The sequence below is a fragment of the Marinicauda salina genome (assembly GCF_003122085.1).
In the GTDB taxonomy this organism is placed as follows: domain Bacteria; phylum Pseudomonadota; class Alphaproteobacteria; order Caulobacterales; family Maricaulaceae; genus Maricicauda_A; species Maricicauda_A salina.
On the sequence record NZ_QEXV01000001.1, the window covers coordinates 863,711 to 875,748 of the forward strand.

Consider the following 12,038-nt stretch of genomic DNA (forward strand, 5'->3'; position numbering starts at 1 on the left):
GAACGCGCTCATGCTGATCGCGGTCGACGGCCCGCTGGCCTCGGGCAAGGGCACGATCGCGCGCGCGCTGGCGGCGCGCTACGGCCTGCCCCATCTCGACACCGGCGCGCTGTATCGCGCCGTCGCCGTCGCGATGATGGAGGCCGGCGAGGATCCGGCCGACCCGGACGCCGCCGAGCGCGCCGCGCGCAATCTCGACCCCGACGCGATCGACGAGGCGAAGATCCGCACCGCCGGCGCCGGGGCGGCGGCCTCGGTGGTCTCGGCGCACCCCGGCGTGCGCGCCGCGCTGCTGAAGGTCCAGAAGGATTTCGCCGCCCGCCCGGGAGGCGCCGTGCTCGACGGTCGCGATATCGGCACCGTCATAGCGCCGGATGCCGAGGTGAAGCTGTTCGTCACCGCCGGCGAGGAAGCCCGCGCCTGGCGGCGTCGCTCCGAGCTGGTGGGCCGCGGCGAGACCATCGCCTACGACCAGGTGCTCGCCCAGCTCCGGGAGCGCGACGCGCGCGACGCCTCGCGCAGCGACGCGCCGATGACGAAGGCCGCCGACGCCGTGGAACTCGACACCACGGACATGACGATCGACGAGGCCGTCCAGGCCGCGATCGACATCGTCGAACAGCGGAGGACGCGCTGAAGGGGGCGGCCTCCCGCCTGGCCTTCGGCGTCTCCGGCGCCCACGGAACGCCGCTCGTCCCGGCGCGCGAGACGGTCGATCTCATTCATGAAGCCCGCGCGCGCGGCGTGCGCGTTTTCGACACCGCGCCGGCCTACGGCGCCGGCGAGGCCGAGCGCCGGCTCGGCCGCGCGCTTGCGGGGATGGATCGCGACGCCGTCTGCGTCTCCACCAAGGCCGGCGTGACCAGCCGCGGGCTGCGCGGGCGGCGCCGGGATTTCTCGCCCGATGCGATCGAGACCTCTCTGCGCGCCAGCCTCGACCGGCTCGGGCTGGAGGGGGTCGACGTGCTCTTCCTCCACGGCGCCGATCCGGCCGAGTTGACGCCGGGGCTGATCGAGCGGCTCGACCGCCTGAAGGACGCCGGCGCCTTCGCCCGGCTCGGCGCGACCGGCCGCGGGGCCGAGCTCGACGCCGCACTCGACACCGGCCGGATCGACGCGCTGATGACGCCGGTTCATCCCTTCCTCGACGCCGGGGGCGAGGCCCGGCTCGTCCGCGCCGCCGAGGCGGGCGTAAGTGTCTTCGCCATCGAGACGGCCGGTCCGGGCCGGACGGCGATCCGGCTTCCGCGGCGGCCCGCCGATCTCTACGCGGTGGGGCGCGGCCTGCTCGCCTCGGGTGGAGACGATCGCCGCGTTCCTGTGGCCGAAGGCCTCGCCGCCGCGCTCGCCCGTCCCGAGGTCGCCGTGGCCGTGTTCACCACGACGCGGCGCGCCCACCTGATCGAGAACGCCGCGGTCGCGGGGTGAGGCGCGCGGCTGAATCGACTTTCGCCGCGCGAGTGGCTAGGCCTCCGGCCCGGGACAGTCGCAGACCGTTGATCATGCACCACGAACTCCTCGCGAAACTGAAGGCGCTCGGCGAGCCCACGCGGCTCAGAATCGTCACCCTGCTCTCCCGCGGGGAGCTGACGGTGAGCGAGATCATGCACGTGCTGGGACAGAGCCAGCCGCGCGTGAGCCGGCACTTGAAGCTGCTCGCCGACGCCGGGCTGTGCGAGCGCTTTCCCGAGGGCGGCTGGGTGTTCTACCGGCTCGCGCGCAACCGCGTCGGCGAGAAGCTCGCCGCGCTGATCGAGGAGATGTCCGACAGCGCCGACGCCGACATCGCCCGCGATCTCGCAAGGCTCGAGGACATCAAGCGCCTGCGCGCGGAGACCGCGGAGAAGTATTTCGAAAAGGCGGCCGGGGGCTGGGCGCGCATCCGCAGCCTGCAATTTCCAGAGGCCGGCGTCGAAGACGCGATGCGCGAGATGGCGGGCGACCGGCGCTTCGGTCTGCATCTCGACGTCGGCACCGGCACGGGACGCATGCTCGAGCTGTTCGCCGACCGCGCCGCGGAAGGCATGGGCGTCGATCTCAGCCGCGAGATGCTGTCCGTCGCGCGCAGCAAGATCTCCGAGGCCGGCCTCAGCCGGCATTTCGTGCGCCAGGCCGACGCCTCCGCGCTGCCCGTCGAGACCGGCGCGGCCGATCTCGTGACCGTTCACCAGGTGCTGCACTATCTCGACGCGCCCGGCCGCGCGATCGCCGAATGCGCGCGCGTGCTCGCCCCCGGCGGGCTGTTCCTGATCGTCGATTTCGCCGAGCATGAATTCGAAGCCTTCCGGGTCGAGCATCACCATCGCCATCTCGGCTTCGCCCCGGAAACCATGTCGGCCTGGCTCGCCGAGGCCGGCCTCGTCGAGGCCGAGCGGCGCGAGCTGCCGCCCGAGGGCGTCGAATCCGGTCTGACGGTGACGATCTGGAGCGCGGAGAAACCGGCCGGGGAGGCCGTCCCATGAGTGATCTGTCCGCTCTCAAGCCCCACGCCGAGCGCCTGCTGGCGCGCGAGCTCGCCTCGCTCGTCGGCGTCGACGCCGCTCGCGACGCCGCGCTGGTGATCGAGGCCGCCGGGCTGACGCTCGACGCGCGCCATCAGCGCCTCGATGCGGCGGCCTGGGAGACGTTGACCGGGCTCGCGCGCAGCGCGGGCGTCGAGGCCCGCCGCGACGCGCTGCTCGGCGGCGACGTCGTCAACGAGACCGAGAACCGGCCGGCGCTTCATCCCGCCCTGCGCAATCCCGATCGGCTTCGCGACGCCGCGCTCGCCGAGCGACTGCGCACCGCCCGGGCAGCGACGCGGCGCATCGCCGAGGCTGCCGCCGCGCCGGATTTCCTGGACGGGCGTCCGGTGCGCCGGGTGATCAATATCGGCATCGGCGGTTCGGATCTCGGTCCGCGCTTTCTCTATGACGCGCTGAAGGCGTACAGGCGCGACGGCGTCGAGGTGCGCTTCGTCTCCAATCTCGACCCGGCCGATCTCGACGACGCCATGGAGGGCGCCGATCCGGCGACGACGCTGGTCTGCGTCACCTCGAAGTCCTTCACCACCCAGGAAACCCTGATGAACGCCCGCGCCGCCCGGGCGCGCCTGGCCGAGGCTCTGGGCGAGGAGGGGGCGCGGAAGCGCTTTCTCGCCGCCACCGCCGCGCCGGACAAGGCCGCCGCGTTCGGCGTCGCCGAGGACCGGATTTTCCCCTTCGAGGACGGCGTCGGCGGTCGCTACTCGGTGTGGTCGGCGGCCGGGCTATGCCTCGAGATCGGGCTCGGCCCGGACGTCTTCGACCGGTTGCTCGCCGGGGCCCGGGCGATGGACGATCATTTCGCCGACGCCCCGCTCGCGCGGAACATGCCCGTCGCCAAGGGGCTGATCGATGTCTGGACCCGCGCCGGGCTGGGCCGGCTCACGCGCTGCGTGGCGGCCTACGCCAGCCGGCTGGAGAAGCTGCCCGCCTATCTCCAGCAGCTCGAGATGGAGAGCCTCGGCAAGCGGGTCACCCGCGCCGGCGCGCCGCTGGCCGAGGGTCATGGCGGCCAGCTCGTCTGGGGCGGGCGGGGCTCGGACGTCCAGCACTCCTTCTTCCAGTGGCTGCACCAGGCGCTTTCCGATGCGCCGGTCGACTTCATCGCGCTCGAATCGATGGCGGCGAGCTCCGACGAGCGCGCCCAGGCGCTCACCGCCAATCTCGTCGCCCAGGGCGCGGCGCTCCTGACCGGCCGCGTCGAGGACGGCGATCTCGCCGCCCACCGCTTCATGCCGGGCGGGCGCTCGAGCTCCGTGCTGATCCTGCCGGACGTCGACCCGGCTTCGCTGGGCGCGCTGATCGCGCTGCACGAGCACAAGGTCTTCGTCGAGAGCGTGCTCTACGACCTCAACCCGTTCGACCAGTGGGGCGTGGAACTGGGCAAGCAGCTTGCGCGCTCGATTCTTTCCGGCGATGTCAGCGGCTTCGATTCCGCTACGCTCGATCTGCTGCGCCGGCTCGGCGTGGCGGGGCCGTGATCCCGCCCGCGCCGAATCCCGCTAGCTTGCCGAAAACCGAAGGGGCCGACCGCTCGCCATGACCGATACTCCCGCCCTCGACCCCGCCCGGATGAAGGCGCTCGCCGACTCGCTGCGCGCGCTGTCGATGGACGCCGTCGAGAAAGCGAAGTCCGGCCATCCCGGCATGCCGATGGGCATGGCCGACGTCGCCGCGGTGCTGTGGAGCCGGCATCTCAAGTTCGACGCCGCCGATCCCGACTGGGCCGACCGCGACCGCTTCGTGCTGTCGGCCGGCCACGGCTCGATGCTGCTCTACTCGCTGCTGCATCTCAGCGGCGTCGCCGGCGTGACGCTCGACGATCTCAAGGATTTCCGCCAGCTCGGCTCGAAGACGCCCGGTCATCCCGAGTTCGGCGACACGCCGGGCGTGGAGACGACGACCGGCCCGCTGGGCCAGGGCCTGTCCACGGCGGTCGGCATGGCGCTCGCCGAGCGCATGATGAACGCGCATTTCGGCGACGAGCTTGTCGATCACCGGACCTGGGTGATCGCCTCCGACGGCGATCTGCAGGAGGGCGTGAGCCACGAGGCGATCTCGCTGGCCGGCCATCTGAAGCTCGCGAAGCTGGTCGTGTTCTGGGACGACAACGAGATCTCGATCGACGGGAAGACCTCGCTGTCGGACTCGATGGATCACGGCGCGCGCTTCGAGGCCGCCGGCTGGAAAGTGCTCCGCGTCGACGGCCACGACGCCGCCGCGGTCGATCAGGCGATCGAGCAGGCGAAGGCGTCCGACCGGCCGGTGATGATCGCCTGCCGGACCGTCATCGGCTACGGCGCGCCGACCAAGGCCGGTTCGGAGAAATCGCACGGCGCGCCGCTCGGCGAAGACGAGATCGCCGGCGCCCGCGAGGCGCTCGGCTGGAGCCATCCGCCCTTCGAGATTCCCGCCGAGATCGCCGACGACTGGGCGCGCATCGGCGCGCGCGCGGCGTCGGCGCGCGAGGCCTGGGAGCGCCGGCTCGCCGAATCTTCGAAGTCCGCCGAGTTCCGCGCGCGCATGGAGCGCGCCGCGCCGGCGGCCGCCATCGAGGCGCTGAAAAAGCACGCCGCGCAGGTCGCCGCCGACAAGCCCGTGCTCGCCACGCGGGCGGCCTCGGGCAAGGCGATCGAGGCCTTCGCCGAGGCCTATCCGGGTCTCGTCGGCGGCTCGGCCGATCTCACCGGCTCGAACAACACCCGCGCGCCGTCGCAGTCGGAAGTCTCGGCGGAGAACTATGCGGGGAGCTACATCCATTACGGCGTGCGCGAGCACGGCATGGCCGCGGCGATGAACGGGATGAGCCTGCACGGCGGGGTGCGTCCCTATGGCGGGACCTTCCTGATCTTCTCCGACTATTGCCGTCCGGCGGTGCGCCTGTCGGCGCTGATGCGCCAGCCGGTCGTCTATGTCTTCACCCACGACTCCATCGGGCTGGGCGAGGACGGGCCGACTCACCAGCCCGTCGAGCATCTCTCCGCGCTCCGGGCCATGCCCAATGTCGAGATCTTCCGGCCGTGCGACGCGCTGGAGACCGCCGAGGCCTGGGCCTGCGCGCTCGAGCGCACGGACGGGCCGACGGCGCTCGCCCTGTCGCGCCAGAAGACGCCGCATCTGCGCGAGGACACGGGCGCGCGCAATTTCACCGCCCACGGCGCCTACGTGCTGCGCGAGGCGCCGGCCGAAATCAACAAGGGCCGGCCGCAGATCACGCTGATCGGCACGGGCACGGAAGTGAAGCTCGCCGTCGAGGCGCAGGCCGCGCTGATGGACAAGGGCGTCGCCGCGCGCGTCGTCTCCGCGCCGTCGATCGAGCGTTTCCTCAAGCAGGATCGCGCCTATCGCGACGCCATCGTCGATCCGCGCCTGCCCTGCGTCGCCGTCGAGGCGGCGGCGCGCTGGGGCTGGGACGCGCTGATCGGACCCGAGGGCGGTTTCGTGGGCATGGACGGCTTCGGCGCCTCGGCGCCGGCCGAGGCGCTCTACGCCCATTTCGGCATCACGACCGAGGCGGTGGTCCGCGAAGCGCTGAAGCGGGTGTGACGCGCTACGCCCGCTCCGCCGCCCCGTAGGCCAGCAGCCGGCGCAGCGTGTCGAGCGCCTTGTCCCCGCCCATGGCGGCGAAATCCGCGACGCCGACCGGCTCGCCGGACAAGAAGCGTTCGAGCCCCGACTCGGCGGCGCGGTCGAAGCTGATCGGCCCGCCCGGCGCGACGAGGGCGACATGGCGCTCGTCCTCGTCGGCCAGGCGCAGCTGGACCAGCGCCCGGCGCCGAATGCGCGTCCCGGGGCCGGGCGGGCCGTCGGCGATGGTCCCGGCGATGTCGGGTTCGCGCGAACGCAGGAAATTGTCGACGAAGAGATCGAAGACGGCGTCGAAATCCGCCGCTTCGCCGGCTTCGGCGAGCGCCGCGCGGAAGGCCGGCTCCATCGCGGCGCGATCGAAATCCGCGCGCGCGAAGCCCGGCGGCAGCGAGCGGCGCAGGCCCGGCGTGCGCAGGCTCGCCTCCGAGATCGCCTCCAGCAGGAAGTCCGCCCAGGTCTTCACCAGCACGCCGGTGGTGACGTGCAGCGACGGGCCGGCGGCCTCGCTGACGGCGTCGTGCATCAGTCCGCGCGGGATGTAGAGAAGATCGCCCGGGGCGAGCGTGAACTCGGCGGTCGGTTCGCCGGCGGCGAACTGTCCGGGCGTGAAGCGTTCGCCGCGGAAGGGGACGCCGGCCGGGCTGTCATAGAGCCGCCAGCGTTTCGTCCCCTCGAGCTGCAGCACGAAGACGTCGTGATTGTCGTAATGGGTCTGGAAGCCCTGCGCGGTCGCCGGCGTCAGGTAGATATTGGTCTGGACGTGGGCGGAGAACACCGCCTCGAGCATGCGGCAGAACTCCGCGAGCGGCCGCACGCGGCGATGCAGCTGGGGCAGGATGAGCGTCGCGCCCTCGCCGTAGAGGCGGGCGACCGCGCCCTTGTCGACCCGGCCGTCGCCGAGGAGGTAGTCGGCCGGCTCCACGCGCGGCTCGGCGCGGGCCATCGACAGCTCGCCGTCGTGGAAGGCCTCGTCGGCCAGCAGCCGGTCGATCTCCGCGATCGAGAGCAGGTGTGAGAAGCGGTCGGAGCGTTCGCCGCTCAGATGCAGCGGCGCGCGCTCATGGTGCTCGGTGAAGAAGGTTTCGGGCGCGACCGGGGCGATCAGCTCGGCGAAGGCCCGGTCGCCCGCGGGCGCGTCGTCGTCCGCCACGGATCAGCAGCGCCGGCCCCGGCCGGCCGGGTCGGCGTAGGTCCCGGAGTCGGAGTCCGTGCAGCTGCGTCCGCCGCGACCCTGTCCGACCGGGTCCGCATAGGCGCCGGAATCGTTGTCGGTGATGCCCGACCCGCGGCCCTGCCCGACCGGATCGGCGTAGGCGCCCGTATCGTTGTCGGTGATCCCGCTTCCGCGACAGTTGCGGCCGTACCCGGCCTCGTCAGCGTAGCGTCCGGTGTCGGAATCCGTGCAGCCGCGCCCGCCGGTTCCGCGGCCTTGTCCGACCGGGTCGGCGTAGGCGCCGGAATCGTTGTCGGTGACGCCGGTGCAATGCCGCCCGCGTCCCGCCGGGTCGGCGTATTCGCCCCCGTCGGAATCGCTGCAGCCGCGGCCGCCGGTTCCGCGCCCCTGCCCGACGGGGTCGGCATAGGTCCCGGAATCATTGTCGGTGATGCCGGTCCCGCGGCAATTGCGGCCGCGATCGACCGGGTCGGCGTAGCGGCCGCTGTCGGAATCCGTGCAGCCGCGCCCGCCGCGGCCGTAGCCGACGGCGTCGGCGTAGCTGCCGGTGTCGGAATCGGTGAGGCCGGTATAGGCGCCCTGCGTGGTCGCGCACCCGCCGAGCCCGACCGCGGCCGCGCCGCCGGCGACCTGGGCGAGAAAGGAGCGCCGCGAAATCGGCCGCCGCTTGCTCATGATCGCCTCCCAGTGCCCCTAGACCATTCAGATTATGCGGCCATTCCCGCGATGACCAGAGAAAAGCCGCTGCGGCGAGGGGAGGCGCGCGGCGCGGCGCGCGTTATGCTCGCCGGGCATGGCCGACGCGATTCGCATTCTCGGGATCGATCCCGGTCTCAACGCCACCGGCTGGGGGCTGATCGACCAGGCCGGCTCGCGCCTGTCGCTTGTCGGCCATGGCGTCGTGCGTCCGCCGGCGAAAGCGCCGATGGCCGAGCGCCTGCGCGCGATCCACGACGCGATCGAGGCGCTGATCGCCGAGCACGGCCCCGTCGAGGCCGCCGTCGAGGACCAGTTCGTCAGCGCCAATGCCGGCAGCGCGCTCAAACTCGGCCAGGCGCGCGCCGCGGCCGTGCTGGCGCCGGCCCGGGCGGGTCTGCCGGTCGCTGAATACGCGCCGCGGCTGGTCAAGAAGGCGCTGGTGGGGACCGGCTCGGCCGACAAGGCCCAGGTCGCGGCCATGGTCGCCGCGCTGCTGCCAGGGGCGAGGGCGACCGGCGACGCGGCCGATGCGCTGGCGGTGGCCGTCTGCCACGCCAATCATCGCGGCGCGAACCGGAGGCTGGCGTCATGATCGGCAAGCTCAAGGGCGTGGTGGACTCCGTCGCCGAGGAGGACGCCGTCATCGATGTCGGCGGGGTCGGCTATCTCGTCACCGCCGGATCGCGCACGCTCGCCCGGCTCGAGCCCGGCGCCGAGGCGAGCCTCCATATCGAGACCTATGTCCGCGAGGACGTGTTCCGGCTCTACGGCTTCCTCGAGGAAGCCGAGCGGGCTTGGTTCGTGCGCCTGCAGACCGTCCAGGGCGTCGGCGCGCGCCATGCGCTGGCGATCCTCGACGCGCTGCCCGCCGGCGAGATCGAGAACGCCGCCGCGCTCGGCGACGCCAGCGCCTTCGAACGCGCCAAGGGCGTCGGCAAGAAGCTCGCCCAGCGCATCGCCGCCGAGCTGAAGGACAAGGCGCCGCCGACCGGGCGCCGGCTGGCGCGCGGGACGCACGAGAGTCTCGCCGCCGTCGTCGGCGGCGCGCCGGCGCCCGAGGGCGGCGAACCGGTTCCCGCCGCGGCGAGCGCGGCGCGCGAGGCGGCCGTGTCGGCGCTGGTCAATCTCGGCTACGGCGAGAGCGAGGCCCGCCAGGCCGCCGCCCACGCCTTCCGCGTTCTGGGCGAGCACGCCGACGAGGGCCGCCTGATCAAGCACGCCCTCAAGGAGCTGGCGCGGTGAGTGGTTCTCTGATGAAACCGTGGCCGAGCGAAGCGAGAGCCGGGGCCTCGCGGTGCTTGATCGCCGCGAGGTCCCGGATCGCGCCTGCGGCGCGTCCGGGAATTCACGCGCGGATGGCGGCTCATGACCACTGATCCCGACCGCATCGTCAGCCCGGAGCCGGAACCCGGCGAGGGGCGCGACAAGGCCCTGCGCCCGCTCTCCTTCGAGGAGTTCGTCGGCCAGGCCGCCGCGATCTCGAACCTGCGCGTGTTCGTCGAGGCCGCCGGCCGGCGCGGCGAGGCGCTCGACCATGTCCTGCTGTCGGGCCCGCCCGGGCTGGGCAAGACGACGCTCGCCCAGATCATGGCCCGCGAACTGGGCGTGAATTTCCGCGCCACCTCGGGCCCGGTCATCGCCAAGGCCGGCGATCTCGCCGCGGTGCTCACCAATCTCGAGGAGCGCGACGTCCTCTTCATCGACGAGATCCATCGCCTCCAGCCCGCCGTCGAGGAGATCCTCTATCCCGCGATGGAGGATTTCGCGCTCGATCTCGTCATCGGCGAGGGGCCGAGCGCGCGCACGGTGAGGATCGATCTGCCGCCGTTCACGCTGGTCGGCGCGACGACGCGCGCCGGCCTGCTGGCGACGCCGCTGCGCGACCGCTTCGGCGTGCCGGTGCGGCTGGAATTCTACGACGAGGCCGAGCTCGCCAGCATCGTCGCGCGCGGGGCGAACAAGCTGGGCGCGGCCGTCGACGAGGCCGGCGCTCACGAGATCGCCCGGCGCGCCCGCGGCACGCCGCGCGTCGCCGGCCGGCTGCTGCGCCGGGTGCGCGATTTCGCCGACGCCGAGGGCGCGACGATCATCGACGCCGCCGCCGCCGATCGGGCCCTCAACCGGCTGGAGGTCGACGCCATCGGACTGGACAGTCTCGACCGGCGCTATCTCAAGGTGCTCATCGAGGGATTCGCCGGCGGCCCGGTCGGCGCGGAGACGCTTGCGGCGGCGTGCGCCGAAGCCCGCGACGCGCTCGAGGAGGTGGTCGAGCCCTTCCTGATCCAGCAGGGCTTCATCCAGCGCACGCCGCGCGGCCGCGTCGCGGCGCCGCGCGCCTGGTCGCATATGGGCCTCGAGCCGCCGCGCACGCCCGGAGCGGATCTGTTCGACGAGGGGAAGTAGGGTCGCCGCGCCACCGCGCTGTGGAAAGCCCGCGACCTTCGGCCACAAGGGGTGGACGTTAAGTCGACATTCACCCCAATATATTGATCTCGACGGCGCACCTGCCATCGCCGATTCAGACTGGGAGAGCACGCCAGACATGACCGCCGCCGACGCCAGCGACCGCCCCGGACTCCTCACCCCGAGCCTGTCCTACAAGCCCTTCCGCTATCCGTGGGCCTATTCCTTCTGGCAGCGCCAGCAGCAGGTCCACTGGATGCCCGAGGAGGTGCCGCTGGGCGAGGACTGCAAGGACTGGGCGGTCAAGCTGACCGACAAGGAGCGCAATCTGCTCACGCAGATCTTCCGCTTCTTCACGCAGTCCGACGTCGAGGTCGGCGGCAACTACATGGAAAACTACATGCCGCTCTTCAAACCGGTTGAAGTGCGCATGATGCTCGCGGCCTTCTCCAACATGGAGACGGTCCATATCGCCGCCTACGCGCTCCTGCTGGAGACGATCGGCATGCCCGATTCCGAGTTCTCCGCCTTCATGGAGTACGAGGAGATGGCGGCGAAACACGATTATCTCGGCCAGTTCGGCGTCGAGACGAACGAGGACCTGCTGACCTCGATGGCCGTCTTCGGCGCCTTCACCGAGGGGCTGCAGCTGTTCGCGTCCTTCGCGATGCTGATGAACTTCCCGCGCTTCAACAAGATGAAGGGGATGGGCCAGATCGTGTCCTGGTCGGTGCGCGACGAGTCGCTGCACTGCGAGGGCATGATCAAGCTGTTCCACACGCTCGCCGACGAGACCGGCGCGCTGACCCCGGCGGTGAAGGCCAAGATCGCCGAGTGCTGCCGGACGGTGGTCAAGCTCGAGGACAAGTTCATCGATCTCGCCTTCGAGGCCGGCGAGGTCGAGGGCATGACGCCCGACGACATCAAGCAGTACATCCGCTACATCGCCGACTGGCGCATGGGGCAGCTCAAGCTCGAGCCGATCTACGGCGTCGAGGCGCATCCCATTCCCTGGCTCACCGAGATCCTCAACGGCGTCGAGCACGCCAATTTCTTCGAGGCGCGCGCGACGGAATACTCCAAGGGCGCGACGAAGGGCGACTGGCACGGCGAGGCCGGCGTCTGGTCGGCCTTCGACCAGTGGAAGGCGAAGAAGGACGAAGAGCAGGCTCCGGCGGAGTAGGGGATTCCAAGACGTTGGTGTCATGGCCGGACTGGTTCCGGCCATCCAGAATCTCACCAGGTGCGGCTGGATCACCGGGACGAGCCCGGTGATGACACGTTATGGGGGCAACCAGCCTCTACCTGTCACCGCCGGACTTGTTCCGGCGGTCCAGGCGTCACGAGACGATGTCCTCCCAGAGATCGCGCCAATCGGGGTTCATTGCCTCGATAAGATTGAGCTTCCAGCGACGCGGATACTTCTTGATGGTCTTCTCGCGCTGAATGGCGAGCCGGACGTCGCCGAAAGTTTCGTACCAGACCAGCATCTTGACGCCGTAACGCCGAGTGAAGCCGTCGCCCAGGCCCTCGCGATGCTCGTAGACGCGGCGGATCAGGTCGTTCGTGACGCCGCAATAGAGCGTGCCGTTGCGCCGGCTCGCCATGATGTACACGAAGTATATGCACTCCATGGTTGTATGGTGCGCCGA

At 71.3% G+C, this 12,038-nt stretch carries 12 protein-coding genes; 9 read left to right on the plus strand and 3 right to left on the minus strand.

All coding sequences use genetic code 11. The features are described 5' to 3' along the window. Positions 1 to 10 precede the first annotated feature (10 nt). The 5 genes from cmk (at position 11) to tkt (ending at position 6,068) form a co-directional block, all read left to right on the plus strand. Positions 11 to 637: a (d)CMP kinase gene (gene cmk / locus DDZ18_RS03905; RefSeq protein WP_109252021.1), complete on the plus strand. Its 627-nt coding sequence runs from the start codon at positions 11 to 13 to the stop codon at positions 635 to 637. 17 nt (positions 638 to 654) lie between these two features. Continuing rightward, entirely contained in the window at positions 655 to 1,428 is a 774-nt protein-coding gene (locus DDZ18_RS03910) for an aldo/keto reductase (protein WP_269845060.1), read from the plus strand. Positions 1,429 to 1,502: 74 nt separating this feature from the next. After that, positions 1,503 to 2,462, plus strand: a complete 960-nt coding sequence (locus DDZ18_RS03915; protein ID WP_109252229.1) for an ArsR/SmtB family transcription factor — start codon at positions 1,503 to 1,505, stop codon at positions 2,460 to 2,462. Next, positions 2,459 to 4,003, plus strand: coding sequence for a glucose-6-phosphate isomerase (gene pgi, locus DDZ18_RS03920; RefSeq protein ID WP_109252023.1), 1,545 nt, complete (start codon positions 2,459 to 2,461; stop codon positions 4,001 to 4,003). Before DDZ18_RS03915 ends, pgi begins: the two co-directional genes overlap by 4 nt. A 58-nt stretch (positions 4,004 to 4,061) precedes the next feature. Continuing rightward, the gene (gene tkt / locus DDZ18_RS03925; RefSeq protein WP_109252024.1) at positions 4,062 to 6,068 is read left to right on the plus strand and encodes a transketolase; all 2,007 of its coding nucleotides are present in this window, start codon (positions 4,062 to 4,064) and stop codon (positions 6,066 to 6,068) included. A gap of 4 nt (positions 6,069 to 6,072) precedes the next feature. Here the strand turns inward: tkt and DDZ18_RS03930 are convergent, their stop codons facing one another. Further along, entirely contained in the window at positions 6,073 to 7,260 is a 1,188-nt protein-coding gene (locus DDZ18_RS03930; protein ID WP_109252025.1) for a cupin domain-containing protein, read from the minus strand. Between the two features lie 3 nt (positions 7,261 to 7,263). Continuing rightward, the gene (locus DDZ18_RS03935) at positions 7,264 to 7,959 is read right to left on the minus strand and encodes a twin-arginine translocation signal domain-containing protein (protein ID WP_109252026.1); all 696 of its coding nucleotides are present in this window, start codon (positions 7,957 to 7,959) and stop codon (positions 7,264 to 7,266) included. Positions 7,960 to 8,077: 118 nt separating this feature from the next. On the opposite strand from DDZ18_RS03935, the gene ruvC reads away from it, so the two are divergent. From ruvC to DDZ18_RS03955, 4 genes are all read left to right on the plus strand, one after another. Then, positions 8,078 to 8,575, plus strand: a complete 498-nt coding sequence (gene ruvC, locus DDZ18_RS03940; protein ID WP_109252027.1) for a crossover junction endodeoxyribonuclease RuvC — start codon at positions 8,078 to 8,080, stop codon at positions 8,573 to 8,575. Then, positions 8,572 to 9,225, plus strand: coding sequence for a Holliday junction branch migration protein RuvA (gene ruvA, locus DDZ18_RS03945; protein ID WP_109252028.1), 654 nt, complete (start codon positions 8,572 to 8,574; stop codon positions 9,223 to 9,225). Before ruvC ends, ruvA begins: the two co-directional genes overlap by 4 nt. Positions 9,226 to 9,348: 123 nt before the next feature. Then, on the plus strand, positions 9,349 to 10,386 hold the full coding sequence (gene ruvB, locus DDZ18_RS03950; protein WP_109252029.1) for a Holliday junction branch migration DNA helicase RuvB: 1,038 nt from the start codon (positions 9,349 to 9,351) through the stop codon (positions 10,384 to 10,386). A 139-nt stretch (positions 10,387 to 10,525) separates the two neighbouring features. After that, positions 10,526 to 11,569, plus strand: a complete 1,044-nt coding sequence (locus tag DDZ18_RS03955) for a ribonucleotide-diphosphate reductase subunit beta (RefSeq protein WP_109252030.1) — start codon at positions 10,526 to 10,528, stop codon at positions 11,567 to 11,569. Between the two features lie 157 nt (positions 11,570 to 11,726). On the opposite strand, the gene DDZ18_RS03960 is transcribed toward DDZ18_RS03955, so the two are convergent. Then, positions 11,727 to 12,020, minus strand: coding sequence for a GIY-YIG nuclease family protein (locus DDZ18_RS03960; protein ID WP_109252031.1), 294 nt, complete (start codon positions 12,018 to 12,020; stop codon positions 11,727 to 11,729). Positions 12,021 to 12,038 lie beyond the last annotated feature (18 nt).

What these genes read in the sequence shown, in the direction of transcription:
- cmk (WP_109252021.1), top strand. Translation starts at nt 11, where the DNA reads ATGCTGATCGCGGTCGACGGCCCGCTGGCCTCGGGCAAGGGCACGATC.
- DDZ18_RS03915 (WP_109252229.1), top strand. Translation starts at nt 1,503, where the DNA reads ATGCACCACGAACTCCTCGCGAAACTGAAGGCGCTCGGCGAGCCCACG.
- pgi (WP_109252023.1), top strand. Translation starts at nt 2,459, where the DNA reads ATGAGTGATCTGTCCGCTCTCAAGCCCCACGCCGAGCGCCTGCTGGCG.
- tkt (WP_109252024.1), top strand. Translation starts at nt 4,062, where the DNA reads ATGACCGATACTCCCGCCCTCGACCCCGCCCGGATGAAGGCGCTCGCC.
- DDZ18_RS03935 (WP_109252026.1), bottom strand. Translation starts at nt 7,959, where the DNA reads ATGAGCAAGCGGCGGCCGATTTCGCGGCGCTCCTTTCTCGCCCAGGTC.
- ruvC (WP_109252027.1), top strand. Translation starts at nt 8,078, where the DNA reads ATGGCCGACGCGATTCGCATTCTCGGGATCGATCCCGGTCTCAACGCC.
- ruvA (WP_109252028.1), top strand. Translation starts at nt 8,572, where the DNA reads ATGATCGGCAAGCTCAAGGGCGTGGTGGACTCCGTCGCCGAGGAGGAC.
- ruvB (WP_109252029.1), top strand. Translation starts at nt 9,349, where the DNA reads ATGACCACTGATCCCGACCGCATCGTCAGCCCGGAGCCGGAACCCGGC.
- DDZ18_RS03955 (WP_109252030.1), top strand. Translation starts at nt 10,526, where the DNA reads ATGACCGCCGCCGACGCCAGCGACCGCCCCGGACTCCTCACCCCGAGC.
- DDZ18_RS03960 (WP_109252031.1), bottom strand. Translation starts at nt 12,020, where the DNA reads ATGGAGTGCATATACTTCGTGTACATCATGGCGAGCCGGCGCAACGGC.